Origin of the sequence: Mesorhizobium sp. B1-1-1 (assembly GCF_006442955.1) — a bacterium.
Lineage (GTDB): Bacteria > Pseudomonadota > Alphaproteobacteria > Rhizobiales > Rhizobiaceae > Mesorhizobium.
Genome location: NZ_VFWW01000004.1, coordinates 309,616 through 335,694, shown reverse-complemented (window position 1 = coordinate 335,694; position 26,079 = coordinate 309,616). Strand labels below are relative to the sequence as shown.

Annotated in this window: 23 protein-coding genes; 10 read left to right on the top strand and 13 right to left on the bottom strand. The window is 64.4% G+C overall.

The window, feature by feature from the left end:
* Window positions 1-41: 41 nt before the first annotated feature.
* Together FJ986_RS09900 and FJ986_RS09895 are read left to right on the top strand one after the other, a co-directional pair.
* Window positions 42-1,322, top strand: coding sequence for an amidohydrolase family protein (locus tag FJ986_RS09900; RefSeq protein ID WP_140674145.1), 1,281 nt, complete (start codon window positions 42-44; stop codon window positions 1,320-1,322).
* Between the two features lie 207 nt (window positions 1,323-1,529).
* Complete coding sequence (locus FJ986_RS09895; protein WP_140497079.1) at window positions 1,530-2,453, top strand: DMT family transporter; 924 nt, start codon at window positions 1,530-1,532, stop codon at window positions 2,451-2,453.
* On the opposite strand, the gene FJ986_RS09890 is transcribed toward FJ986_RS09895, so the two are convergent.
* Window positions 2,450-3,352 (bottom strand): phosphotransferase family protein, encoded by a 903-nt coding sequence (locus FJ986_RS09890; protein ID WP_140497077.1) that lies wholly within the window; start codon window positions 3,350-3,352, stop codon window positions 2,450-2,452. The two genes, FJ986_RS09895 and FJ986_RS09890, sit on opposite strands and share 4 nt — an antisense overlap.
* 104 nt (window positions 3,353-3,456) lie before the next feature.
* Here FJ986_RS09890 and FJ986_RS09885 point away from each other — a divergent pair, with 104 nt between their 5' ends.
* Complete coding sequence (locus tag FJ986_RS09885) at window positions 3,457-4,089, top strand: class I SAM-dependent methyltransferase (RefSeq protein WP_181165288.1); 633 nt, start codon at window positions 3,457-3,459, stop codon at window positions 4,087-4,089.
* On the opposite strand, the gene FJ986_RS09880 is transcribed toward FJ986_RS09885, so the two are convergent.
* Entirely contained in the window at window positions 4,090-6,543 is a 2,454-nt protein-coding gene (locus FJ986_RS09880; RefSeq protein ID WP_140674144.1) for an FAD-dependent oxidoreductase, read from the bottom strand. It abuts the gene before it with no gap.
* Between the two features lie 4 nt (window positions 6,544-6,547).
* Window positions 6,548-7,426, bottom strand: a complete 879-nt coding sequence (locus tag FJ986_RS09875; RefSeq protein WP_140497071.1) for a phosphotransferase family protein — start codon at window positions 7,424-7,426, stop codon at window positions 6,548-6,550.
* Window positions 7,427-7,869: 443 nt separating this feature from the next.
* Between FJ986_RS09875 and FJ986_RS09870 the strand changes: the two genes are divergently transcribed.
* The gene (locus tag FJ986_RS09870; protein ID WP_140497069.1) at window positions 7,870-8,640 is read left to right on the top strand and encodes a DeoR/GlpR family DNA-binding transcription regulator; all 771 of its coding nucleotides are present in this window, start codon (window positions 7,870-7,872) and stop codon (window positions 8,638-8,640) included.
* 1 nt (window position 8,641) lies between these two features.
* On the opposite strand, the gene FJ986_RS09865 is transcribed toward FJ986_RS09870, so the two are convergent.
* Window positions 8,642-9,541: an NAD(P)/FAD-dependent oxidoreductase gene (locus FJ986_RS09865; RefSeq protein ID WP_140674142.1), complete on the bottom strand. Its 900-nt coding sequence runs from the start codon at window positions 9,539-9,541 to the stop codon at window positions 8,642-8,644.
* Window positions 9,531-9,980: an Rrf2 family transcriptional regulator gene (locus FJ986_RS09860; RefSeq protein WP_140513008.1), complete on the bottom strand. Its 450-nt coding sequence runs from the start codon at window positions 9,978-9,980 to the stop codon at window positions 9,531-9,533. Before FJ986_RS09860 ends, FJ986_RS09865 begins: the two co-directional genes overlap by 11 nt.
* A gap of 89 nt (window positions 9,981-10,069) precedes the next feature.
* On the opposite strand from FJ986_RS09860, the gene FJ986_RS09855 reads away from it, so the two are divergent.
* The 6 genes from FJ986_RS09855 to FJ986_RS09830 all read left to right on the top strand — a co-directional run bounded on the left by FJ986_RS09855 (window position 10,070) and on the right by FJ986_RS09830 (window position 17,001).
* Window positions 10,070-10,996 carry a LysR substrate-binding domain-containing protein gene (locus tag FJ986_RS09855; RefSeq protein WP_027023699.1) on the top strand — a complete coding sequence of 309 codons (927 nt, stop codon included), beginning with the start codon at window positions 10,070-10,072 and terminating at the stop codon, window positions 10,994-10,996.
* A gap of 126 nt (window positions 10,997-11,122) precedes the next feature.
* Window positions 11,123-12,277: an ABC transporter substrate-binding protein gene (locus FJ986_RS09850; protein WP_140556826.1), complete on the top strand. Its 1,155-nt coding sequence runs from the start codon at window positions 11,123-11,125 to the stop codon at window positions 12,275-12,277.
* Between the two features lie 201 nt (window positions 12,278-12,478).
* Window positions 12,479-13,477 carry an ABC transporter ATP-binding protein gene (locus tag FJ986_RS09845; RefSeq protein WP_140674141.1) on the top strand — a complete coding sequence of 333 codons (999 nt, stop codon included), beginning with the start codon at window positions 12,479-12,481 and terminating at the stop codon, window positions 13,475-13,477.
* Window positions 13,478-13,700: 223 nt separating this feature from the next.
* Window positions 13,701-14,666: an ABC transporter permease gene (locus tag FJ986_RS09840; RefSeq protein WP_140674139.1), complete on the top strand. Its 966-nt coding sequence runs from the start codon at window positions 13,701-13,703 to the stop codon at window positions 14,664-14,666.
* Entirely contained in the window at window positions 14,656-15,471 is an 816-nt protein-coding gene (locus FJ986_RS09835; protein WP_140523673.1) for an ABC transporter permease, read from the top strand. Before FJ986_RS09840 ends, FJ986_RS09835 begins: the two co-directional genes overlap by 11 nt.
* 102 nt (window positions 15,472-15,573) lie before the next feature.
* A complete protein-coding gene (locus tag FJ986_RS09830) occupies window positions 15,574-17,001 on the top strand; it encodes a gamma-aminobutyraldehyde dehydrogenase (protein ID WP_140674137.1) in 1,428 nt (475 codons plus the stop codon).
* Window positions 17,002-17,152: 151 nt separating this feature from the next.
* On the opposite strand, the gene FJ986_RS09825 is transcribed toward FJ986_RS09830, so the two are convergent.
* From FJ986_RS09825 to fdhF, 8 genes are all read right to left on the bottom strand, one after another.
* Window positions 17,153-18,562 (bottom strand): FAD-binding oxidoreductase, encoded by a 1,410-nt coding sequence (locus FJ986_RS09825; RefSeq protein WP_140630031.1) that lies wholly within the window; start codon window positions 18,560-18,562, stop codon window positions 17,153-17,155.
* A gap of 288 nt (window positions 18,563-18,850) precedes the next feature.
* Window positions 18,851-19,165, bottom strand: coding sequence for a hypothetical protein (locus FJ986_RS09820; protein ID WP_140497050.1), 315 nt, complete (start codon window positions 19,163-19,165; stop codon window positions 18,851-18,853).
* Between the two features lie 33 nt (window positions 19,166-19,198).
* Window positions 19,199-19,627 (bottom strand): nuclear transport factor 2 family protein, encoded by a 429-nt coding sequence (locus FJ986_RS09815; protein WP_224518980.1) that lies wholly within the window; start codon window positions 19,625-19,627, stop codon window positions 19,199-19,201.
* A gap of 18 nt (window positions 19,628-19,645) precedes the next feature.
* Window positions 19,646-20,125: a carboxymuconolactone decarboxylase family protein gene (locus tag FJ986_RS09810; protein ID WP_140657857.1), complete on the bottom strand. Its 480-nt coding sequence runs from the start codon at window positions 20,123-20,125 to the stop codon at window positions 19,646-19,648.
* Between the two features lie 107 nt (window positions 20,126-20,232).
* On the bottom strand, window positions 20,233-21,786 hold the full coding sequence (locus FJ986_RS09805) for an alpha/beta fold hydrolase (protein ID WP_140674135.1): 1,554 nt from the start codon (window positions 21,784-21,786) through the stop codon (window positions 20,233-20,235).
* A 112-nt stretch (window positions 21,787-21,898) separates the two neighbouring features.
* On the bottom strand, window positions 21,899-22,210 hold the full coding sequence (locus FJ986_RS09800; RefSeq protein WP_140674133.1) for a formate dehydrogenase subunit delta: 312 nt from the start codon (window positions 22,208-22,210) through the stop codon (window positions 21,899-21,901).
* Window positions 22,200-23,030 carry a formate dehydrogenase accessory sulfurtransferase FdhD gene (gene fdhD / locus FJ986_RS09795; RefSeq protein WP_140674131.1) on the bottom strand — a complete coding sequence of 277 codons (831 nt, stop codon included), beginning with the start codon at window positions 23,028-23,030 and terminating at the stop codon, window positions 22,200-22,202. The genes FJ986_RS09800 and fdhD overlap by 11 nt, the downstream gene beginning before the upstream one ends.
* Before the next feature lie 129 nt (window positions 23,031-23,159).
* On the bottom strand, window positions 23,160-26,069 hold the full coding sequence (gene fdhF / locus FJ986_RS09790) for a formate dehydrogenase subunit alpha (protein WP_140674129.1): 2,910 nt from the start codon (window positions 26,067-26,069) through the stop codon (window positions 23,160-23,162).
* Window positions 26,070-26,079: the final 10 nt, after the last annotated feature.

Below are 26,079 nucleotides of genomic sequence, written 5' to 3'. Positions count from 1 at the left end.
GGCGGCAGCCGACAGGTGCTGATTCTTCGGGGACGACACAGATGGATTTCGACCTTATCGTTCGCGGCGGCACACTGCCTGACGGCAGGGTTGCCGACATCGGCATCGTCGGCGAGACGATCGCGACGATCGAGCCGAAGCTCGATGGCAACGCCGGCACGACGATTGACGCGCGGGGCAATCTGGTCTCTGCGCCGTTCGTCGACCCGCACTTCCATATGGATGCGACGCTTTCCTACGGCATTCCGCGGATAAACGCCTCGGGCACGCTGCTTGAAGGCATTGCTCTGTGGGGCGAACTGAAGCCGCTCCTGACGCATGAGGCGGTGCGCGATCGCGCGCTCGCCTATTGCGACTGGGCGGTGTCGATGGGATTGCTCGCCATCCGCACCCATGTCGACGTTTGCGACGACAGGCTGCTGGCGGTCGAGGCGCTGCTCGATGTCAAGAAGACGGTGGCGCCCTATATCGACCTGCAATTGGTCGCCTTTCCACAGGATGGGCTCTACCGCTCGCCCGGTGCACGGGAAAACACCATCCGCGCGCTGGATCTGGGTGTCGATATCGTCGGCGGCATTCCGCATTTCGAGCGCACCATGGCCGACGGCACCCGCTCGGTGACCGAGCTTTGCGAGATCGCGGCAAAACGCGGCCTGATGGTCGACCTGCATTGCGACGAGACCGACGACCCGCTGTCGCGTCACATCGAGCAACTGGCCTATGAGACGCAGCGTCTCGGCCTTCAGGGCAAGGTGGCCGGCTCGCATCTTACCTCGATGCATTCCATGGACAATTACTACGTCTCGAAACTCCTGCCGCTGATCGCCGAGGCGGGCGTCTCCGTCATCCCCAATCCTTTGATCAACATCATGCTGCAGGGGCGCCACGACACGTTTCCCAAGCGCCGCGGCATGACCCGGGTCAAGGAGATGCTGGCGCTGGGCATCCGCGTCGGCTGGGGCCAGGATTGCGTGCTCGATCCCTGGTATTCGCTGGGCACCGCCGACATGCTCGACGTCGCCTTCATGGGGCTTCACGTCGCCCAGATGTCGAGCCCGGCCGACATGGCGCGCTGTTTCGACATGGTCACCACCGTCAATGCCGCCATCATGGGGCTCGATCATCTGGGCCTCGCCGTCGGCAAGCGCGCCAGCCTGGTCGTTCTCGACGCCGGCAATCCGGTCGAGGCCATTCGCCTGCGCCCCGAACGCATTTGCGTCATCGCCAGGGGCAAAGTGGTGGCGGAACGAACCAGGCAGGACACCAGGCTTGCCATCCCCGGCAGGCCGGCATTGGTGAACCGGCGGCACGTATCGTCCTAGACCCAGCCGATTTCCGGCGCTGGCCTTGCCGATTCCCGGATTTCTCCTCGTCAAAACGGCCGCTTCCGTCTACGACGCGGCCTGGAGCAATTCCAGGAAAAGTGTGTACGGTTTTCCGTCCGGAATTGCGCGAAATAAAGAGATAGAGCGGTTCGCCGTTTTCGTAAACGGTGAACCGCTCTAGACAGGCAAGGAATCGGGATCGGCATGACGCAACCCGTGGCGCAGAATACCACAATCAGGAACGTGCTTCTGGCCGGCATTCTGCTGATGCTGGCCGGCGACTTCCTGTTTGCGCTCAACGACGCCATGGGCAAATGGCTGGTCGCCAGCTTTTCCGTCGGCCAGGTGGTTCTGATCAGGTCGATCGGCGCGTTTTTCGTGCTCGGTCCGATGATCGCCCACCAGGGCGCCGCCAAGCTGTTCCGCATGGAAAGGCCCGAATTGCAGGTCCTGCGCGTCATCATGACCACGCTCGATACCGGGCTCTTCTATGCCGCCGTCGTCTATCTGCCGCTTGCGGATGTGATGAGCTTCTATATGGCCGGGCCGATCTATGTGGCGGCACTCTCGCATCTCCTGCTTGGCGAGAAGGTCGGCTGGCGCCGCTGGATGGCGATCCTGCTCGGCTTCTGCGGCGTGCTGATCATGCTCAAGCCCTCCTCGGCGGCTTTCTCGCTGTCGTCGGGCTTCGCGCTGGCGGGCAGCATTGCCTTCGCTTTCGCCATCATCCTCAACCGGCGCTTGCGCGGCACCAGCGACACCAATCTGGTGACATGGCAGACCATCGGCACGCTGCTGGTCGGCGGCGCCCTGACCATCGGCGCCTGGCACACGCCGTCGGCGCTCGATTTCGGCGCCATGCTGCTGCTCGGCATCGTCTCCTGCGGTGCCCATCTGATGATCACGCGGGCGCTCAAGCTGGCCCCGGCCTCGACGTTGGCGCCGCTGCACTACACGCTGCTTCTATGGGCGGTGGTCTTCGGGCTGGCGTTCTTCGGCGACGTTCCCGGCCCGCGCATCCTCATCGGCTCGGTCATCGTCGTGCTGGCCGGCTTGTTCATCTTCCATCGCCAGAAGGTGGTCGACACGACGGTGCCGCCTGAAAACGTGCCGAAGGGCGTGAATTAGCCCTCGCGGATCGCCGCCAGGTGCCGTGAAAATTCCGGCGTCTCCATCAGCGCCTTGCAGCGCGCGAAGCGGCCGTCGGCATAGGCCCGAAAATCGTCGACGGGATTGTCGTTGGCGAGCTGGATCAGTCCCCACAGTGTCCACAACAGGTCGCACATCCCCTTGTAGATGACGATGCGGCCGCGCTCCGCCGGTTTCGCCTCGCCGCCGAAATAGGCGCGCATCATCTCCTCGTCCTGCGCGGCATCGAACTTGCCTTCGACGGAGAGGTCGCCAAGATCCCAGAGCGGATCGTTCATTCCTGAATATTCCCAGTCGACGATCCACATCCTGTCACCCGCATCGATAAAATTCTCGCACAGCGGGTCGCAATGACAGGCGACGACGGGCAGCGGGTGGGCCGACAGCGCCGCGCGCACGCCACCGGCCTCGCGCACCACGTCGTGATAGCCGGCGGGCAGGGCGACCTCCTTGGTCGACAGCACCTTCAGATAGTCATCGATCATCGCGAACAGTTCGAAACGGAACGGAAACACCGCACCGGACGAATGCAGCTTGCGGAAGGCCTCTCCCGCACGCGCCGGGCTGCCCGGCCGAACCCTGAATTTTTCCGGCGACATGGTTACGGCGCCGGCGATGAAGCGCGTCACCATCACGCCGGTGCCCGGATCGACATGCAGCACCTCGGGGCTGACGCCTGCCTTAGCCGCCTCGCGCGCCGCCACCGCCTCATTGGCGCGGTTGATATATTCCTCGGTGCCTTTGCCTGGAATGCGCAGGCAGAAGTCCCCGGCCTTGAAAACCAGGTTGGTGAGGCCGCCAAGCCGCTCCAGCGTCCCGTTATAGCCGGCCAGCATGGGAATGGCGGCAAGTTTTGTCCGTGCCTCGTCCATTGTCATGCCCGCTCCCCCGCTGTTATTTGTCGCAGAGACGGTTCCACAAAATTCGTGCTTTGGCTATCATCCGTGCGAGACCAATTTAGGGCATGGCGGACAGGACGAAAGTGACCGACAGCAAGCATAAGGGCGCGCTTGGCGCTGCCTACGCGGCCAAGCGCCCGGAAGACGTGGCGGCGCTCTATGACCGTTGGTCGCAGACCTACGACAGCGACATGTCGGCCGCCGGCTATCGTCATCCCACCATCTGCCTGGCCTTGCTGGCAAGGCATCTGCCGCGTGGCTCGGCCCCGCTGCTCGATGCCGGGGCCGGCACCGGGCTCATCGGCGAATGGCTCGACATTGCCGGCTATCCCGAGGTCGAGGCGCTCGACATCTCGCAAGGCATGCTGGATCAGGCAGAGCGCAAGGGCGTCTATTCGGCCCTGCATTGCCTGGCGCTTGGCGGGCCGCTGCCCTTTGCCGACAATGCCTATGCCGGGGTGATCTCGGCCGGCGTCTTTACCTCGGGCCATGTCGGTGCCGAAGGGCTGGACGAACTGATCCGCATCTGCCGGCCGGGCGGCGTGATCGTGCTGACGGTCAAGAATACGATCTGGGATCTGGGCTTTAACGCGCGGGTCGCGGAGCTGGAGGCGCAGGGGCTGGTCACCCGCATCGAGGAAACGCGCCCGTACGTCTCGATGCCGGGCGAGGCCGACACGGTGCCCAGCCGCTGCCTCGCCTTGCGTGTGAACTGATCAGGCTTTGATCCTGTTCCCGGCCGGATCATACATCGGCTCGAGATGGATCTTTGCCGGCGTGCGCTGCATCGCCACGACCAGCTCATAGCGGCCCGAGGCGAGAAAATCGTCGCTCACGCCGTCGGCATTGCGCACATAGCCGTAGCCGATGTTCTTCTCCACGGTGTAGCCATAGCCGCCGCTGCTGAGATAGCCGACCGGCTCGCCATTGCGCAGGATCGTCTCGCGCCCGACGAGCACGACGTCCTGATCGTCGACCGTGAAGCCGGCGAAACGCTTCTTCAATGGCCCGCCAGTGATTTTCTCCAAGGCGCGCCGCCCTACGAAATCCGTGTTCTTGCGAAGCTTCACCGCCCAGCCGAGGCCGGCTTCCAGCGGCGTGTCGTTGGGGGTGATATCGGAGCCCCAGGCGCGATAGCCCTTTTCCAGTCGCAGCGATTCCAGGGCCCGGTAGCCGACCGGGCGGATATCATGTTGCTTGCCTGCCGACATCAACGCGTCGAAGATCTCGCCGGTTGCGGAGATCGGCACGTGCAACTCCCAGCCGAGTTCCCCGACATAGGTGACGCGCAACGCCCGCACGGTGTGGCCGGCAACGACAATCTCGCGGGCATGGCCGAATGGGAAACCGCTGTTGGAAACGTCGGCATCGGTCACGCCGGCCAGCACTTCGCGGGCGCGCGGTCCCATCAGCGACAGCGTGCCGAAATCCTCGGTGACGTCGGTGAGCGTGATGTCGAGCTCCTTTTCGACATGGTCGCTGATCCAGGACAGGTCATGGGTGCGGAAGCCCGTGCCGGTAACGATATAGAACCTGTCCTCGCCGAACCGCGACACGGTGAGATCGGCCTCTATGCCGCCGCGCGTGTTGAGAAGCTGCGTATAGGTCAGCCGGCCGGCCGGCTTGTTGACGTCATTGGCGCAGATCCAGTCCAGCGCCTTCGGCGCGTCGGGCCCGGTCAGCTCGTATTTGGCGAAGGACGACTGGTCGAAGATGCCGACCTTCTCGCGCACATGGCGATGTTCGTCGCCGACGGCTGAAAACCAATTCTGCCGGCCCATGGAATAGACGTCACGCGGCTCGACACCTTCGGGGGCGAACCAGTTCGGCCGCTCCCAGCCGAGCTTCGAACCGAACACGGCGCGATGCTGTTTCAGCCTGTTGTACAGCGGCGAAACGATGCGCGGCCTGCCGGAGAGATACTCCTCATGTGGAAAGCCGATCGTGTAGTGCTTGCCATAGGCTTCCAGCGTGCGCTCGCGGACCCAATGCCGGTCGCGGTGCAGGCTGGAAAAGCGCCTGATGTCGACGACCCACAGATCGAACGGCGCCTCGCCATCGACCACCCATTGCGCCAGCACCCAGCCGGCGCCGCCGCCCGAAGCGATGCCGAAGGCGTTGAAGCCGGCGCCGACGAACATGTTGGCGCATTCGGGCGCCACGCCGAGGATGAAATTGCCGTCCGGCGTGAAACTCTCGGCCCCGTTGATCATCTGCTTGACGCCGACGGCTTCCAGCGCCGGCACGCGCGCGATCGCCTGGCTCATATGCTGTTCGAAATGATCATAGTCGTCGTCGAACAGCCGGAACTCCCAGTCATTGGGCACGTCGCCTCCGGGGAGATCAGTCGTCCAGGCCTGCGGGTTTGGCTCATAGCCGCCCATCACCAGCCCGCCGACCTCTTCCTTGAAATAGGTGCGCCGGTCCGGGTCGCGGATGGTCGGGACATCGGTCGCGAGCCCGTCGATCTTCTCGGTGACGATAAACTGGTGCTTCACCGGCTGCAGCGGCACGTTGATGCCGGCCATGGCGCCAACCTGCCGTGCCCATTGTCCTGCGCAGTTCACCACCTTGTCGCAGGCGATGTCGCCCATGTTGGTCTTCACCGCAATGATGCGGCCGCCTTTGATCTCGAAGCCGGTGACGCGGACTTCCTCGTAAAGCCTTGCGCCATGCATGCGCGCGCCCTTGGCCAGCGACTGGGTGACGTCGGATGGGCTCGCCTGACCGTCGGTCGGCAGCCAGGAAGCGCCGACGAGATCGCCGGTTTCCATCAGCGGCCACATGTTCTTGACCTCCGCCGGCGACAGCAACTGCATGTCCATGCCAAAGCTCTTGGCTGTCGTCGCCAGCCTCTCGTACTCGGTCCAGCGGTCGGCATTGGTGGCAAGGCGCAGGCACCCGCTCATCTTCCAGCCGGTGGCAAGGCCGGTCTCGGCCTCCAGGCCCTTGTAGAGGTTGACCGAATATTTGAGCACGCGGGTGATCGAGGCCGACGAGCGCAGCTGCCCGACCAGGCCGGCGGCGTGCCAGGTCGAGCCCGAGGTCAGCTTGCCCTGTTCGAGCAGCACCACATCTGCCTTGTGGTCGCGGGCCAGATGGTAGGCCGTCGAGCAGCCGATAATGCCGCCGCCGATGACGACGATCGCTGCCTGGGTTGGCAAGGTCATGAATTCAGGTCCCGTATTTTGTCCGGTAGTTTTCCAGCGCGGCATCGAGCCGCGTCAGGTTCTCTTCCGTGTAGGCGACGTAGTCGATGCCGGGCACGTCGAGGTAGAGTTCCGAAACCATGCTCCACATCGCCTCGCGCAGCAGCGAGGCGCATTGCATGGCTGCATGCGAGCGGCGGATCGCCTCGTCCGGCTCCTTCATGAAATAAGCGGTCAGGAAGGCGAAGGATTCCTCGTCGCTCATGCCGGCGTTCGAGGCGACGCCGGCAAGGTCGAACATCGCGGTATTGAAGCCGGCATATTCGAAGTCGATCAGCCATAGCCTGCTGCCGTCGTCGAGAATATTCGCCGGCAAAAGATCATTGTGGCCGAACACGATCGGCAGCAGTTTCTGGGCGCGTTCGAGCTCGTCGGCCAGCATCAGCAGACGCGGCAGGTCGCTCGCCTTGCGGCTGCCGGCGTCCTCCAGCGTGCGCGCATAGTCGCGGATGACGTGGAACACCCAGAACATGAAGCCGGCACCGGAGACGTGGTTGGGCATCTCGCGGTGAAAGCCGCGCATCAGGGCGGCGACACGGCCGAGATTGGCGCGCACGTCCTCAGCCAGACAGGTCTTGGCGCCGAGATACTCCGTCACGAGAATGCCGGGTTCGGCATGGCGGACCGCCGGCGCGAAACCGGCGGCATGCGCGGCGCGTGCGGTCATCACCTCACGCTCGCGAAAGACGTGGTGGAAGGGATAGTCCCTGCCGAAACGCACGACATGCCTCCCGGCCGCGTCCTTAACCCGATAATTGGCATTGCTCAGCCCGCCGGGCAGCGGCTCGATCTCGACGCTGCCTGTCCAGCAAGGCAGGGCGCGGATGCGGTCCTCGGCCGTCATGAATTCGCCCTTCGTACGGCAAGGCGCCGACGGGGCGGCGCCGCCGTGGCGACCCGCCGTTTGTCCGGACGCTCGTTCTGGCAAAGACCTCGCCGGCGCGGCATTCGGGATCGGTATCCCGCGCCGCACCGACGAGCCCCACGTGCCGGGCTCTTCGAGGCCGGCATCCGCCCCCGCGGATGAGAAAATTCTTCCAGTCGCCCTCGCGTCAGGCAGTTTCCAGACCTTGGGGCACACAAATTCGGATCAGGCTCCGCTATCGCTTTTCCGTGGCAGTGCGAGCCTGACACGGCATCAGTGTCACGCCGGGTAAGCCACGTTGTCAACGAGATTCTGTGGCTTTTTCTGCTTTCCTGCCCGTATTCTTTCGAGATTCCTTGTAATATGCGGCAGATTTGCCATAGAAGCGGTCACTGGATCATGGCGCGACTGGAAATGACCCGATGAGCCATTCCAAGCGGCACGGCGAAATCCTGCGGTTTCTGCAGGAGGAAGGCACCGTCACCATCGCCAGCCTGGCCGACCGGCTGGGCGTTTCGCTGGAGACCGTGCGCCGCGACGTCAAGCCCCTCACCAGCGACGGCTCGCTCCTGAAGATGCATGGCGCCGTCGGCCTGCCGTCGACGATCGGCGAAGCGCCGTTCGAACGGCGCATGCGAGAGAACGCCGAGGCCAAGCGCCTCATCGCCCGCATGGTCGCCGCCACCATCCGCGACGGCGAATCGATCATGCTCGACACGGGAACGACCACCTCGTTCCTGGCGCGTGAACTGCTCGGCCATCGGCGGCTGACGGTCGTCACCAACTCATCCGACATCGCCCGCACGCTGGCCACCGTCAACGGCAACAAGGTCTACATGGCCGGCGGTGAGCTGCGCAGCGATTCCGGCGCCGCCTTCGGCGCCTCGGCCATCGACTTCGTCAGCCGCTTCTCGGTCAGCCATGCGGTGATCTCGACGGGTGCCGTCGATGCGGTGACGGGTGTCATGGATTACGATCTCGACGAGGCCGAGTTCGCCCGCATGGTGCTGTCGCGCGGCCAGCGTTCGCTCGTCGTCACCGATCATTCCAAGTTCGGGCGCCAAGGCCTGGTCCAGGTCTGCGGCTTCGATGGCTTTTCCGAGCTCGCCACCGACCGGCCGCCGCCGCGCGACATCGCTGCTGGCCTGGCGCAGGCCGGCGCGCGGCTCAGCGTCGCGGGCGAGGCAGCCTGAGCTAACCGAATACCAGCGACTGGTGGGCGCATATGCCGGCGAAGGCGCCGCCCGATACGGCGAAGGCGATGTTGTGCATCGCGCGTGACGCGTCCCCGGCGGCGAAGACGCCGGGAACCGTCGTCTGCTGCCTGTCATCGATTGATATCACCGGGCCGAGGGGACCGTCCGTGAAGCCGCAACCGAGCTGTTCGGCCATCGGGCTCGCCATTGTATTGCGCGGCGCGGTGAATATCGCGCGAACCCCGGCCTTTCGGCCGCCGTCGAGGATCACCGTCAAGCCGCCCGTGCCATCCTGTCGCAGTTCGGCGACCGCAGCGGGTTCGAACCTCACATTCTTGCCTTCCAGGGCAGACATCTGTTCGGCATCGGGCTCGATCAGGCGATTGCCGAACAGCGTGACGTCGCCCCAGTCGGCGATCAACTGCGCCTGATGCAGGGACATGGGCCCGGTCGCCAGCACGCCAAGCGGCCCGCCGGAAACCTCGTAGCCGTGGCAATAGGGGCAGTGCAGCACGGTCTTGCCCCACTGCTCGGCAAGCCCGGGAACTTCCGGCAGGATGTCGCGCACGCCGGTGGCCAGAACCAGCCGCGCGGCGCCGAAGGTCTCGCCGCCCTCTGTGCTGATTTCGAAGTCGCTGCTGTTGTTGGCGATCGCCTTATTCGCACGTCCGTTGACAAGGCGAGCCGTCGGATAAGCCAGCAATTGCCGTCTTGCCTCGTCCAGGATGGCGCCGGGTGTGCGCCCGTCCTGGCCGAGGAAACCGTGCGAATGCGCGGCAAAGCGATTTCGGGGCTGGCCGGCGTCGATCACCAGGACGTTGCGCCGGGCCCGCGCCGCCTGGATGGCGGCGGACAGGCCGGCAAAGCTGCCGCCGACGACGGCAAGATCATACTGCATGGCTGGAGACTCCGATGAGGTCGTAACGGCGGCGGAAATCGGCGGTCAGATCGGCCAGCGTGATGCGGCTGAGCTTCTCCGCCAGCAGCTTCTCCGCCGCGATGCGAAAATCGTCGAGCACGGCGATCACCGCCTGCTCGACGAGGCAGCCGGGGCTCTCCGGCTCGGTGCCGAACGGCAGCAGCGTCTCGCCAAGCGCGGCGCTGATTTCGGCCAGCGAGATCTCGTCGGGCGGGCGCCCGAGCAGCCAGCCGCCGCCATGTCCGCGTGACGAGGTGACGATGCCGGCATCCCGCAATCCGGCGATGGTGCGGCGCACCACGACCGGATTGGTATGGATGAAGGTGGCAAGCTGCTCCGAGGTCAGCGCCCGCTCGGGCTTCTCGGCCATGTGGACCAGAATGTGCAAGGTGGAAGACAGCCGGCTGTTGCGTTTCATGTAACTCATTTAGTTACGATTCTGGGGGCCGTCAAGTTGCCGATCCGTTTCCACTTCCCAGTATCGTCCCCGCCGTGTTTAGTCCGGCCATGGCTTTCACCATCCGCCAGTTGCAGTTCTTCATCGCCGTTGCCGAGCAGGGCACGGTGTCGGGTGCCGCGCAGAACCTCTCCATTTCGCAATCCTCGGTCACCGAAGCGATCAAGGAGCTCGAAGGCGATCTCGGCGTCGAATTGTTCGACCGCCATCCGCGCGGCCTCAACATCACCCACAAGGGCCACCAGTTCCTGCGTCACGCCACCAAGATCCTGGCCGATGTGTCCGATGCGCGCCGCGCCTTCCTCGGCGAGCAGGCGACAGCGGGCGGCAGGCTGCAGCTCGGCGTCACCTCGCTGGTCGCCGGCTATGTGCTGTCGGACCTGCTTGCCCGCTACCGTCGTGCCTATCCCGGCGTCGAGGTCTCGGCAATCGAGGACAATGGCGACTATCTCGAGCATCTGCTGATCGGTGGCAAGCTGGACATCGCGGTCATGGTCACGTCCAATCTGCGCGACCGAACCGCGCTGCAATCCGAAATCCTCGAAGTCTCGGCTTACCGCCTGTGGCTGCCGCTCGGGCATCCGCTCGCCGGCGCCGACATCATCGGCATCGGCGACATCGCTTCGGAGCCGCTGATCATGCTGACCGTCGACGAGATCGAGGAGAACACCGGCAAGCTGCTGACGGCAATCGGCGCCAAGCCGCATGTCGCCTTCCGCACCCGTTCGGTCGAAGCGGTGCGCAGCCTTGTCGCCACCGGCGCGGGCGTGGCGCTGCTGCCCGACCTCGTCTACCGGCCATGGTCGCTGGAAGGCGACCGCATCGAATCGCGCGACGTCTCCGGTGCCCTACCCGTCGTCCAGGTCGGGATGGTCTGGCGCCGCGGCTCCGGCCTGCCACAGGCTGCGCGCGATTTCATCGGCCTCGCGCAGTCGCAGCGCATGGTTCGCCAGCGCCCCGACAAGAACGGCCGCTGATCTATCGGAAAAACCGATATCCCCCTTCTGATAAATGAATTTGCGAAACCGGGATTTTCACAGCACCTTCGCGTCAGGGAACAAAGCCGCCGCCGAAGCGCGGGCCCTATCAATGGGAGATCGACGATGAATTCATTCCTGAAGTCATGCACTGCATTGACGGTCGCGCTGACCTTCTCCGGCCAGGCCATCGCTCAGGTCACGGAACTCGGCAAGGGTGAAGGCGAGGTCAATATCGTCGCCTGGCCGGGCTATATCGAGCGTGGCGAGACCGACAAGGGCTATGACTGGGTCACCGCCTTCGAGAAGGAAAGCGGCTGCAAGGTCAACGTCAAGACCGCCAACACGTCGGACGAGATGGTCTCGCTGATGAACGAGGGCGGCTTCGACCTCGTCACCGCTTCGGGCGATGCATCGCTGCGCCTCGTTGCCGGCAAGCGCGTGCAGCCGATCAATACCGATCTCATCCCGAGTTGGAAGACGGTCGACGACCGCATCAAGGACGCCCCCTGGTTCACCGTCGACAAGGTTCATTATGGGGTCCCCTACCAGTGGGGGCCGAACGTCCTGATGTACAATACCGATGTCTTCAAGGAAGCGCCCAAGAGCTGGAACATCGTCTTCGAGGAGATGAAGCTGCCGGACGGCAAATCAAACAAGGGCCGCGTCCAGGCCTATGACGGCCCGATCCACATCGCCGATGCCGCCAACTACCTGATGTTCCACAAGCCGGAGCTCGGCATCAAGGACCCCTACGAGTTGAACGAGGACCAATACAAGGCCGCGCTCGAGTTGCTGCGCGTCCAGCGCACGCTGGTCGGCCGCTACTGGCACGACGCCGCCATCCAGGTCGACGATTTCCAGAACGAAGGCGTGGTTGCCTCCGGTTCGTGGCCATACCAGGTCAACACGCTGGTCGCCGCCAAGAAGCCGGTCGCCTCGACCGTGCCGGAGGAAGGCGTGACCGGCTGGGCCGACACCACCATGATGGAGGCCGACGCGGCACATCCGAACTGCGCCTATATGTGGCTCGAACACTCGCTTTCGCCCAAGGTGCAGGGCGACGTCTCGGCCTGGTTCGGCTCGCTGCCGGTCGTCCCCGCCGCCTGCAAGGGCAACGAGCTGCTGACCGACGAAGGCTGCAAGACCAACGGCTACGAAAATTTCGACAAGATCAAGTTCTGGAAGACGCCGGTGACCAAATGCGCCACCCAGAACGACCAGTGTGTGCCCTATTACCGCTGGGTGTCGGACTATATCGGCGTCATCGGCGGGCGATGATTTTCTTCACCCTCCCCTTGTGGGGAGGGTCGGCGCGCAATGTCGGGGTGGGGGTCAGCGCTGCGGCCCGTACCAGTGCAGCCACCCGCGACTTCGCCGCGACCTCCCCCATCGAGGGGGAGGTCGGTGGCGCGCGCGTTCGCCGTCCAGCCCGATCGCGGGCGACCGAACAGAACCCAATCGGCAAGAGACTGACACTCCATGACCTCAGCCGTTTCCTTTCAAAAAGTCTCGCGCCATTTCGGCAGCGTGCGCGCCGTCGACACGGTCGACCTCGAAATCGTGCCTGGCGAGTTCTTCGCCATGCTCGGGCCGTCTGGTTCCGGCAAGACGACCTGCCTGCGCCTCATTGCCGGTTTCGAGCAGCCGACGGCGGGTTCGATCTCGATCTTCGGCGAGCGCGCCGAGGGCGTTCCGCCTTATCGCCGCAACGTCAACACTGTCTTCCAGGACTATGCGCTGTTCCCGCATCTCGACGTGCTCGACAACGTCGCCTACGGATTGATGGTCAAGGGCGTCGGCAAGGCCGGGCGGCACAAGGCAGCGGAAGAGGCGCTGTCGCTGGTCAGGCTGCCCGGCTACGGCGCCCGCCGCCCTGGCCAGCTTTCCGGCGGTCAGCGCCAGCGCGTCGCGCTGGCCCGCGCACTGGTCAACCAGCCCAAGGTGCTGCTGCTCGACGAGCCGCTCGGCGCGCTCGACCTCAAATTGCGCGAGAACATGCAGGAAGAGCTGAAGTCGCTGCAAAAGGCGCTCGGCATAACCTTCGTCTTCGTCACCCACGATCAGGGCGAGCCGCTGTCGATGGCCGATCGCGTCGCCGTCTTCAACGACGGTAGGATCATGCAGATCGGCACGCCGGAAGATATCTACCAGCGGCCGAGCACCCGCTTCGTCGCCGATTTCGTCGGTTCCTCCAACGTGCTGCCGCCGGATTTCGTCCAGCGCTATTGCGGCCAGCGCCGCTGGGGCAGCCTGCGACCTGAATCGATCCGCGTCGGCCGCGCCGCGAAAGGCGACGGCGTGGCCGCGCGCCTGGTCGCGACCAACTATCTCGGCGCCACCACCAGGCTGGCGCTCGATGCCGACGGTCTGAAGCTGCACGCCATCGTGCCTGCCGGCACGGCCTTGCCTGGGGAAGGCGAGGCGGTGGTGCTCACCTTCAACCGGGAGAGCCTGCATTTGATGGACGAGGCGGTGTGATGAAGGCTTGCGCGAAGCACCCCCCTCTGTCCTGCCGGACATCTCCCCCGCAAGGGGGGAGATTGGCTGCCCTTTCGGGTTTCGCCAATTTCCAACGTCGCAGAATTGGCGAGGCCGAGAAATTGCCAATCTCCCCCCGTGAGGGGGAGATGTCCGGCAGGACAGAGGGGGGCGACGCAGAACGCGGCCTCTCATATAATTCTCTTCAGCACACGGCGGCCCCATGACCATTGCCGCGCTCACCCCCCGCCCAGCCCCTGCCATCCTGCCCGGCAGCGGCGGCATACGCGGCGCGCTCTCCGACCTCTTCTGGCGCAGGCCGCAACTGCTCCTTCTGCTTATGCTGCTGCCGCCGGTCCTGTGGCTCGGCATCGTCTATATCGGCTCGTTGTTCGCTCTTTTGGCGCAGAGCTTTTTCTCGATCGACGAGTTCTCCGGCCTCATCAATCGTGAGTTCACGTTGAAGACCTATGGCGACCTGTTGCAGGCCGCCAATCTCGACATCATCCTGCGCACGGTGACGATGGCAGCCCTGGTGACCCTGGTCTCGGCCGTCGTCGCTTTCCCCATCGCCTACTACGCGGCGCGCTATGCGCGCGGCCGCTGGAAGGCGCTGTTCTATCTCGGCGTCATGCTGCCGCTGTGGTCGAGCTACCTGGTCAAGATCTACGCCTGGAAATTGATCCTGGCCAAGGAAGGCATTCTCACCTGGCTGCTAGCCAAGCTGAACCTGTTGTGGTTGCTCGATGCGTGGCTGTCGCTGCCGGTCGTCGGCGGCAACTCGCTGTCGGTGTCCTTCACCGGCACCTTCATCGTTTTCGTCTATGTCTGGCTGCCCTTCATGATCCTGCCGGTGCAGGCTGCCCTCGAGCGCGTGCCCGGCAATCTGGTCGAGGCCTCTTCCGATCTCGGTGCCTCGCCAGGCCAGACCTTCCGCAATGTGCTGTTCCCGCTGGCGCTGCCGGGGATCGTCGCCGGCTCGATCTTCACCTTTTCGCTGACATTGGGCGACTACATCATCCCGCAGATCATCGGCACGTCGCGCCTGTTCATCGGCCAGGCCGTCTATTCGCAGCAAGGCACGGCCGGCAACATCCCGCTCGCCGCCGCCTTCACGGTGGTGCCGATCGTCATCATGGGCTTCTATCTCTGGGGCGCCAAGCGCATGGGGGCCTTCGATGCGCTCTGACCGTGCCCAATCGGCTCCGCTTGGCCTCAAAATCGCCGCCGCTTGCGGGTTGCTGTTCCTGCATCTGCCGATCCTGCTGATCTTCGTCTATGCCTTCACGACCGAAGAGAAGAGCTTCGTCTGGCCGCCGCCGGGGCTCACCACGCAGTGGTTCGCCGTCACCTGGAACCGGCCGGACGTGTGGCAAGCGCTGTCGCTCTCGGTGCGCGTCGCCGCCATCTCGACGGCCATCGCGCTGGTTCTCGGCACGCTGTGCGCCGCCGCGGTGTCACGGACGAAATTCTTCGGCCGTGAAACCATTTCGCTGCTGGTCATCCTGCCGATCGCGCTGCCCGGCATCATCACCGGCATTGCGCTGCGTTCGGCTTTCGCGCTGGCCGACATTCCGTTCTCGTTCTGGACGATCGTGCTCGGCCACGCCACCTTCTGCGTGGTTGTCGTCTACAACAATGCCGTTGCCCGCTTCCGCCGCACCTCGGGCTCGATGATCGAGGCCTCGATGGATCTCGGCGCGGATGGTTTCCAGACCTTCCGGCATATCGTGTTGCCCAACATCGCCACGGCGCTGCTTGCCGGCGGCATGCTGGCCTTCGCGCTGTCGTTCGACGAGGTCATCGTCACCACCTTCACCGCCGGCCAGCAGCAGACGCTGCCGATCTGGATGCTTGAAGAACTGATCCGCCCGCGCCAGCGCCCGGTCACCAATGTCGTGGCGATGGTGGTGGTGCTGGTGACGCTGCTGCCGATCCTCGCCGCCTATTACCTGACCCGCGACGGCGACCAGATCGCCGGCAGCGGGAAATGAAAACAGCGAATAGGAAATAGCGAGTAGCGAAGAGGGAAATCGTTAGCCAAACCCTATTCGCTACTCACTATTCGCCACTCGCTCCTCTTCAAGGAGAACCCAATGGACACCCAGATGCTGATCGGCTCGAAGTTCGAGAAAGGCACCGAGACCGAGGAGCCGGTCCTCAATCCGAAGACCGGGGCGACCATTCTCAATCTCCCCGAGGCGAGCCCGGCGCAGATCGAGGCGGCGGTGACGGCTGCCGGGAAGGCGTTCACGGCTTGGTCGCGTACCACGCCCGCGCAGCGCTCGGGCTATCTCCTTAAGATCGCCGACCGCATAGAGGCCGAAGCCAGGGAATTCGCGGTGCTCGAGGCGCTGAACTGCGGCAAGCCGATCAATGCCGTGCTCAATGATGAAATCCCGGCGATCGTCGACTGCTACCGTTTCTTCGCCGGCGCCGTCCGCTCCATGCCAGGCCAGGTAGCCGGCGAATACCTGCCGGGCCACACCTCGATGGTCCGGCGCGATCCGATCGGCATCGTCGCTTCCATCGCGCCGTGGAATTACCCGTTGATGATGATGGCCTGGAAGCTGGCGCCGGCGATCGGCGGCGGCAATACGGTCGTCTTCAAACCGTCGGAACAGACGCCGCTGACGGCGCTGAAACTGGCGAAGATCCTGGCCGAAATCCTGCCCGAAGGGGTCGTCAATGTCGTGCTCGGACGCGGCGACAGCGTCGGCAATACGCTGATCAACCATCCCAAGGTCAACATGATCTCGATCACCGGCGATGTCGCCACCGGCAAGAAGGTGCTGCAGGCGGCCGCCAAGTCGGTCAAGCGCACGCATCTGGAACTCGGCGGCAAGGCCCCGGTCATCGTCTTCGATGATGCCGACCTCGGCGCCGTGGTCAACGGCCTGCGCGCCTTCGGCTACTACAATGCCGGCCAGGACTGCACCGCCGCCTGCCGCATCTATGCCGGCAAGAAGGTCTACGACAAGCTCGTCGCCGATCTCTCCTCGGCCGTGTCGACCATCAAGTACAATCTGCCGGACGATGCCGAGAACGAGATCGGCCCGCTGATCTCGCGCCGCCAACGCGATCGTGTCTCGAGCTTCGTCGAGCGCGCCTCGGAATTGAAGCACATCGAGATCACCACCGGCGGCAAGCCGGGCGAGGGCACCGGCTTCTACTACCAGCCGACCGTCGTCGCCGGCGCCTTGCAGGAGGACGAGATCGTGCGCCGCGAAGTCTTCGGCCCGGTGGTCTCGGTCACCCGTTTCACGGAAGTCGACGAGGCGGTGAACTGGGCCAACGACAGCGATTATGGCTTGGCGTCATCGGTGTGGACCAGAGACGTCTCGCGCGCCATGGCGACGGCCGCTCGCCTGCAATATGGCTGCACCTGGATCAACACCCACTTCATGCTGACCAACGAGATGCCGCATGGCGGGCTGAAGCAGTCCGGTTACGGCAAGGACATGTCGCTCTACGCGCTGGAGGATTATACCGCCGTGCGCCATGTGATGGTGGCGCACGGGTAATCTGTCTCCTTCCGGCAAAGGCAGATCTTATATGGCTGTGGCCGGCGCCGGCGACCCCGCTTGAGAGGGTCGTCAGCGCCATTCCACTTCGCGATTGCGCTGCATTTGACAGGCACGGCCGCCGAACGGCATCAGCGGCGAGACCCCGGCACTACGCGGCCGTCCGGCCCGGCATCGCCGATGTCGCAGGCTTGATGTTCAGGTTGACCCGGAAGACATTGGATGGGTCGTAGGTTCGCTTAACCTGGCTCAGCCGCTCGTAATTTCCGCCATAGCTCGCCTGCAAGCGCGCGTCTCCTTCATCGTCCATCATGAAGTTCACGTAGCCGCCCTCGCCATTATGGGGATGGACGCTCGCCCAGTAATTCCGTGCCCACGCGGTCAGGTCGGCGGCTTTGCCCGGATCGGGGTCGATGGCGGCGATGACCATCGACCAGCTTGCGTCACGCGCGTTCCAGGCGGTCTCGTCCTTGCCGACGCGGCGGACGGCGCCGTCAATCGGGTATAGATGCATGAGCGACAATTCGCTGGGCGCCTGGGCGGCCTGTGCGATATGGGTCGCGATCGCTTCGTCGGGAAGCGACTTGACGAAATCGCCCTTCCAGTACCATTGCAGGCCTTTCGGAAGGAGCGGGTCGAATAGCGACTGCATCGCCGGGAACGGCATTACGCCCATCCAGTTGAACATTGGCGGCGGCAAGGTGTCCAGCAGCGGCGCCATGGCCTTGCGCCCGTCCTCCTCCGTGCCGTTGTAGCACGAGATGATGGCACAGGCGCGGTTGCCCCAATGCTCGCGCGGGAAAGGATCGCTCGAAGGGACGGATTTGAGGCCGACGAAAGCGCCGAGGTCTTCCGGCGCTTCCGGCAGGTAGTCGCGATAGGTACGCATGACCGCCGACGCGTGCCTGGCGTCCCAGAACACCGGACCGCCGAAGATCATGTTCACCGGATGAGCCTGGAACAGGAAGCTGGTTACCACGCCAAAATTGCCGCCGCCGCCCCGGAGCGCCCAGAACAGGTCGGGATTCTCGCTTTTGCTGGCCTTCGCCATGCTGCCATCGGCCAGCACCAGATCGGCCTCGATCAGATTATCGATGGTGAGGCCGTATTTGCGCGTGAGATAGCCGGTTCCTCCACCGAGGGTAAGGCCGGCGACGCCCGTGGTCGAAACGATGCCGAACGGAACGGCGAGCGCGAAAGGATGGGTGGCGTGGTCCACGTCGCCCGAAGTGCAGCCGGGCGCGACCCTCACGGTGCGGGTTTTCGGGTCGACATGGACGCCTTTCATCATCGACAGGTCGATGACGAGACCGTTGTCGCAAATCCCCAATCCCGCGCCGTTGTGGCCGCCGCTGCGCACGGCGATGAGGAGGTCGTTTATGCGCGCGAACCTTACAGCGGCGATCACGTCGGCGACATCGACGCAGCGTGCAATCAGCGCCGGACTCTTGTCGATCATGCCGTTGTAGACCTTGCGGGCCTCCTCATAGCCGGCTTCGCCGCGCAGGATCAGCTCTCCGCGCAAGCCTTCACGCAGTTTTGCATAGGTTTCGTCGGTCATCGGTTTCCTCCCTGATCGCGCCCGCGCCATATGGTTTCGACGCGACGATTTATCTTGTTGCTTTGCTTGTGCCGTCCACCCGTCGGGTGCGCAGGATGGTGCAGGAGAGCACATTGCACCGATCCGGCTCCTCGCTGCTTCGCCCGAAAGGGCCAGTGGGGAAATGGCCCGGGAGAGCCATAGCGGGCAGGCGGAAGCCGTCATGGTAGCGAAAGCGCGTCGCGTCGAAAGGGACCGATGCGGCGCGCTTCAGATCGTTGTTCTATGGGCACCTTTGGGCGACATGCATTATTCGACGATGCGGAAAATCTGCCAGAGGCTGGTGCCCGACACGACGTAAGGCTCGATCTCCTTGCCCCATTTGGCATGCGCGTCGATCTTGCCGATCCTGGCGAAGAACTCTTCCAACTGGGCCAGGCTTTCGACCTGGTGGTGAGATTCGACCGTCGCCTCCCGCGCGCCGATCGAACCCGTCATGATCTGGAACTTCAGGTCGGCGACGCCGACCTGCGAACCGATCTCGGATTCCCATTTCCGCAAGAGGTCGAGCACGGTCTGCTTGTGTCCGAACCTGGCGTCGATCTGCCATCTGGCGCTGAACATGTTTTCCTCCTCCGAAGATGCGGCTGATGCCGCTTACTCGTCCCAGGCCTGCACGACGGTCTGCCGTGCAATCCGCCCGCCCTTGAGTTCCAGCATCGCCGCACAGAACACCTTGGTCCCGTCCGGGTAGGCGCAGGCTTGGGTGAAGGCGAGATTGTCGCCATCGGCAATGGTGGTATCGACCTTGTGGGTCATTGCCCGGCTGCAGATGTCGTCCCAGAATGTGCTGATCGCCGCTCGGCCGCGGATCTCGCGCGGCTTGCTCGGCGGATTATTGCGGTCGACGACCCGCAACACCGCATCGTCGGCGTAAAAGCTCGACAGCATCTGTCCGTCGCGCCCTTCGATGGCTTTCTTGATTGCCGCGCCGTCAACGGTCTGTGTCTTGGTCAGCATTTCATCCTCCATGGGCCCGTCTTCCCGATCGGGCGGTTGATGAGCAAAGTGCTGCCCGGCGGTCATCGCCGTGCAGCGATAGTGTCACTGCGACTTGGCCTTCACGGCCGCGAACACGTCGTCGGTCTGCTTCTTGAAGGCTGTGAGGTCGACCTGGCTGCCGTTGAGCATCGTCGACCAGTGGCGAACGATCGCCGCCATTGCCACCGCTTCCTTGATCTCCTCGTCGGTCGCGCCGTTGAGCTTGGCGGCCTCGGTGTGGAAGTAGACGCAGTACTGGCAAGGGATCTGCGAGGCGACGGCAAGCCCCATGAGTTCCTTGGTCTTGCCGTCGAGTGCGGTCTTGGGGTTGAGCTGCATCGACTTTATCTCGGCCCAGGCGCCGGCGACCGCCACGTCAGGCAAAGTCCTGAACATGTCCGGTACGGAGCCGAGCGTGGCCTCTATGTCCTTGTATGCTGCCGTCGCCGAGGCATCCTCGGCCCGCGCCGGAGCCAGGGCCAGCAAGGCGCCGACGCCGGCCGCGATGACGAGCAATCTGGTCTTGCGACTTGATTTCACCATTTCATCCTCCCTTCGCAGTACCGTCACGGCGATATCGCCTGGCCTGCATGGGAAGAATTGATAATCCCCGACGCCATCGGCCGCTTCGCCCGAAAGCGCCATGGCCTTTATGGCCCGTGCGGGCCAGGGTTCCGTGCCGAAAACGCGGCCGCCGCCGCCCGCGACGGCAGGTCGAGCTTGAGCAATATGTTGGCGACGTGACGCTTGACCGTATGCTCGCTGAGGTTGAGCTCGGCGGCGATCGCGGCATTGCTTTTGCCGTCGGCGATCAGGCTCACCACCTCGCTTTCGCGCGCCGTCAGCGCGGCCGGTTCGGCAGGCCTGGGCTTGGATCGGCAGGCGGGTTCCAGATGCTGCTCGGACGTCGCAAGAACAAACGCCAACGGCTCGTCCAACTCGTCGAGCGCAATGCGTCCGCCTTCGATGAAGTGTAGGCCGGAGCCGGTCGCCAGGTCGGAAACCAGCCGCGACGCCAGGATCTCGCCGCGGCTGGCATGGGCCGCAAGTTGTATGGTCACGCGTGCAGTCAAGCCGACCGGCGGTCCGCGCATCTCGATCTCGCCGACATGTACGCCCTGTGCACTGGCCACACCGATCTCCTGCGCCGCTTCGCGCAATGCCGCCGCGCAGCGTATGGCGCGCGCCGGACCATCGAAGCGCGAGATCATCAGCTCGCCATGCGTGCCTGCGACACGTCCGCCATGGCGCCCCACCAGCAATCGCCAGGTCTCCTGGAATCGCTGGCTGCGCTCGCTCCACATGCGGTCGCCGAGGCGCGCCGTATCGTAGATACGCGTCACCAGCAATGCGGCGAGCACGCGCTCGCTGTCGGCCACGGCCGGCTCGCCGGTCAGGAATTCCTCGATCAGGTCGGCGACCCGGTCGACATCACCGGTCCACACCGGGTGGTCGCGCCCGGGGATTTCGACAAGCCGGGCGTTCGGGATCTTCCGGGCGAGAAAGCGGCTGGCATCGGGATCGACGCGCGCGTCGTTGCGGCGGTGGATCAGCAGCGTCGGCGCGCTGATCGCCGAGAGTATGCCGCGCACGTCTATGCCGGCATTCATGCGCGCCAGCGCCGCCGCCGCCGTTGGACTTGCCGACAGCCGCTCGAACCGCGACCACCAGGCGGCAAAGTGACTGTCTTCGACGCGGCCGGGCGCAAAATGCGGCAAGGTGGCGCCTGTGCCCCAGGCGGTTTCCGTCGTCGCGATGAATGCCTCCAGCCGTTCCGGCGGCATCACCCATCGGTGGAAATGGGCATAGCCGCCATAGAGCGCCAGGGCGCGCGTCCGCTCCGGATAGGTGGCGGCGAACAGCATGGCCATCGGAGCGCCTTCCGAGGCGCCGAGCAGGGCCGCGCGGCCGCTGCCGGCCGCGTCCATCACCGCACGCACGTCGTCCATGCGCGTTTCGAGGCTGGGGAGATGGTTGGCATCGACGCGGTCGGACAGGCCGGTGCCGCGCTTGTCGAACAGGATCAGCCTTGAGAAGGCGGAAAGCCGTTTCAGCAGCCTGCTATAGCCTTCATCCTCCCAATGCAGGTCGAGGTTGGAGATGAAGCCCGGCACGAAGACGAGATCGAACGCGCCTTGGCCGACCACCTGATAGGCGATCCGCACGTCGCCGCTACGGGCGTATCGGGTCTCGATCGGCCTCACGAGTTGTTCCGCCCGGCCTGGCGATTTCGGATCGCTGACCATAGCAGAGCTGCGTCGCGTGCGGCAGCTTAAACTTTAGCGGAAGGAAATATAAGCGGACGCGAACCAATGGCTATTTTTGCGAGACGGCTACGTCGCCTGAGGGAAGCTTGAGCCCGAGCTTCAGATCGGCCTCGGCGGGCGAGACCGGCCGCTTGATCCTGGTCGAGGCAGCCACGACGAGTTCATCGAAGCCGTCGCCGCCGCTGTCCAGCATCTCGAAGAACTGACGCCGCATCCTCGGCTCCCAGAATTTGTTGATATGCTCGGCCACCCCGGCCACGCCTTCTTCGCGCGGCCTGGAGTGGAAAAAGGCCGCGATCTGGTTGGCCATGAGCACCAGCTTCTCGCTGGTGCTCATGATGTGGTCTTCGTCATGCGACATGTTTGGCAACTCCGCGAACCACCCGGTCCGGATGGGTGAAAATATCGAAATCGTCGCCGCGAACCAAGGCCACCAGCGTCATGCCGGCCTGTTCGGCGGTGCGGACGGCGAGCGCGGTCGGCGCAGAGACGGCAATGATGAAGGGCGAGCCGATCGTCGCCGTCTTCTGCACCATCTCGACGGAGACGCGCGACGTCACCACTACCGCGCCGGTCGCGCCGTCGATGCCGGCCTTGGCCAATGCACCGGCCAGCTTGTCCAGTGCGTTGTGACGGCCGACATCCTCGCGCGCAATGACGGTGCCCTTGCCGGGGATATAGAAGCCGGCGGCGTGCACCGCGCCCGTCTCGCTGTGCAGCGGCTGCATCCTGGAGAGAAGCTTGACGGAACGGACGATGTCGCCGGCATCAAGCGTAAGTTTAGATGCACCAACCGCATCGACCGAGCGCATCGCTTCCTCGATGGATTCGATGCCGCAGAGCCCGCAGCCAACCGGTCCGGCGAGCCTGCGCCGCCGCGTCTCGAACCGCGTGTTGGCCTGGTCCTTCAGTCGAATCTGGATGTCGATGCCGGTGCCGAGATCCTCGACCTCGATCGCCTCGATTTCGTCGGGTGAAGCGATGATGCCTTCGGTCAGCGAGAAACCGAGTGCGAAATCCTTCAAATCGGCCGGGCTCGCCATCATCACCGCGTGCGTCGTGCCGGCAAAGGAGAACGCCACCGGCGTTTCTTCCGGCACCATGCGGCGGGCCGCTGCCGTGCCGCTGGCGCGGCGAGCGAGACGGGACATTTCGGTGATGGCGGGGCGTTTGCGGGTCACGAGACGCACCCCTCGCGCCTTTCCTCTCCCCCGTCGATCGGGGAAGAGGTGTCGAGCGAAGCTCGACGGAGTGGGGGGCGATCAACCGTCAAGATTGAAGCTCTTATTGTCGAATGTCTCGTCCAAGGTCTACTCCGCCGCTTCCAGCGGGGCGATGCGGCGGCTGTTGCGCGCTTGCTCGTCATAGTCGCGTTGCCATTCCGATGGTCCGTTGGAGGCACCGACCTGCACCGCCGTCACCTTATATTCCGGACAGTTGGTCGCCCAGTCCGAAAAGTCCGTGGTGATGACGTTGGCCTGCGTGTCGGGATGGTGGAAGGTCGTATAGACCACGCCCGGTGACACCCTGTCGGTGATCTGCGCGCGCAGCGTCGTCTCGCCGGAGCGGCTGGTCAGCCGCACCCAGTCGCCGTCGCGCAGGCCACGGTTCTCGGCGTCGTGCGGATGGATCTCCAGCCGGTCCTCGGAGTGCCACATGATATTGTCGGTGCGCCGCGTTTGCGCGCCGACATTGTACTGCGACAGGATCCGGCCGGTGGTCAAAAGCAGCGGGAAGCGCGGCCCGGTTCGCTCGTCCGTCGCCACATATTCGGTGCGGATGAACTTGCCCTTGCCGCGCACAAAGCCGTCGACATGCATGACCGGGGTGCCGAGAGGGGCCTTCTCATTGCAGGGCCACTGCACCGATCCGAGGCGGTCGAGCAACTCGAAGGAGACGCCGGAGAAGCTCGGCGTCGTCTTGGCGATTTCGTCCATGATCTCGGACGGATGCGCATAGTTCCAGTCCAGCCCGACGGAACGGGCAAGCTCCTGCGTCGCTTCCCAATCGGCGTAACGCGCCTTCGGTTCCAGCACCTTGCGCACCATGTTGATGCGGCGCTCGGCATTGGTGAAGGTGCCGTCCTTCTCGAGGAAGGTCGAGCCCGGCAGGAACACATGCGCGTAGTTCGCCGTCTCGTTGAGGAAGAGGTCGTGCACGACCACGCATTCCATCGCGGCCAGTCCGGCGGCGACATGCTTGGTGTCGGGATCGGACTGCAGGATGTCCTCGCCCTGGATGTAGATGCCCTTGAAGGAGCCGTCGACGGCGGCATCCAGCATGTTGGGGATACGCAGGCCGGGTTCGTCGTCCAGCTTCACGCCCCACAGGCTTTCATAGATGTCGCGCACCGCGTCGCCCGAGACATGGCGATAGCCTGGCAGTTCGTGCGGGAAGGAGCCCATGTCGCACGAGCCCTGCACGTTGTTCTGGCCGCGCAGCGGGTTCACGCCGACGCCCGGGCGACCGATATTGCCGGTGGCCATGGCGAGATTGGCAATCGCCATCACCGTGGTCGAGCCCTGGCTGTGCTCGGTGACGCCGAGGCCGTAGTAGATCGCCCCGTTGCCGCCCTTGGCGTAGAGACGCGCAGCACCGCGGATCAGTTCGGGATCGACGCCGGACAGCTTGCCGACGGTTTCGGGGCTGTTCTCCGGCAGGGCGACGAAGGACGCCCAGTCCTGGAATTCCGTCCAGTCGCAGCGCTCGCGGATGAAGGCCTCGTCGAACAGGCCTTCGGTGACGATGACATGTGCCAGCGCCGTCAGCACGGCGACATTGGTGCCGGGCTTCAGCGGCAGGTGGTAGTCGGCTTCGATATGCGCCGACTTGACCATCTCGGTGCGGCGCGGGTCGAGCACGATCAGCTTGGCCCCCTGGCGCAGCCGCTTCTTCAGCCGCGAGGCGAAAACCGGGTGTGCGGAAGCCGGATTGGCGCCGATGATGACGGCGACGTCGGTGAATTCGACGGAATCGAAATCCTGCGTGCCGGCCGAGGTGCCGTAGGTCTGGCCGAGCCCGTAGCCGGTCGGCGAATGGCAGACGCGCGCGCAGGTATCGACATTGTTGTTGCGGAAGCCTTGGCGCACCAGCTTCTGGACCAGATAGGTCTCCTCATTGGTGCAACGCGACGAGGTGATGCCGCCGATCGCCGTACGTCCGTACTGGTACTGGATGCGGCGGAACTCCTTGGCCGTGTGGGCGATCGCCTCCTCCCAACTCACTTCGCGCCAGGGATCGCTGACCTTCTCGCGGATCATCGGCGACAGGATGCGGTCCTTGTGAGTGGCATAGCCATAGGCGAAGCGGCCCTTCACGCAGGAATGGCCGTGATTGGCCTTGCCCTCCTTGTAGGGCATCATGCGGATGACCTCGTCGTCCTTCACTTCGGCCTTGAACGAGCAGCCGACGCCGCAATAGGCGCAGGTGGTGACGGCCGAGCGTTCCGGCAGGCCCTTGGCGAGCACTGTCTTCTCGCGCAGCGCATCGGTCGGGCAGGCCTGCACGCAGGCGCCGCAGGACACGCATTCGGAAGCGATGAAATCCTCGTGCATGCCGGCGACCATGCGCGATTCGAAGCCGCGGCCCTCGATCGTCAGCGCGAAGGTGCCCTGCACCTCTTCGCAGGCCCGCACGCAACGCGAACAGACGATGCATTGCGCCGGATCATAGGTGAAATACGGATTGGATTCGTCACGCACGACGTAGTCGACGGCCAGCGAGCCGTGGCCGGGCGCGACGCCATCCTCCTTGACGTGATTGCGGCCTTCGACGCCGTAGCGGTTCTCGGTCAGGCCAACCGACTTCGCCACCGCGTCGAACTCACTGGCGCCGGTGCCGGCCTTCTCGTTCCAGCCCACCGGATGGTCGGAGACATAGAGCTCCATGACGCCGCGGCGAATGGCGTCGAGCCGTTCCGACCGCGTGCGCACCACCATGCCTTCGCCGACAGGCGTCGTGCAGGACGCCGGCGTGCCGCCGCGCCCTTCGATCTCGACCAGGCAAACGCGGCAGGAACCGAACGAGTCCAGCATGTCCGTGGCGCATAGCTTCGGGATCTCGACCCCGCTTTCCATCGCGGCGCGCATGATCGACGTGCCTTCCGGCACGCTGATGCTGCGGCCGTCGACGGTCAGCGTGATCCGCTTCTCAGCCTTCGATTGCGGAGTTCCGTAATCGATCTCTTCGATAAGCGTCGGGAAGTCGGCCTTGATGTTCATCTGCCAGCTC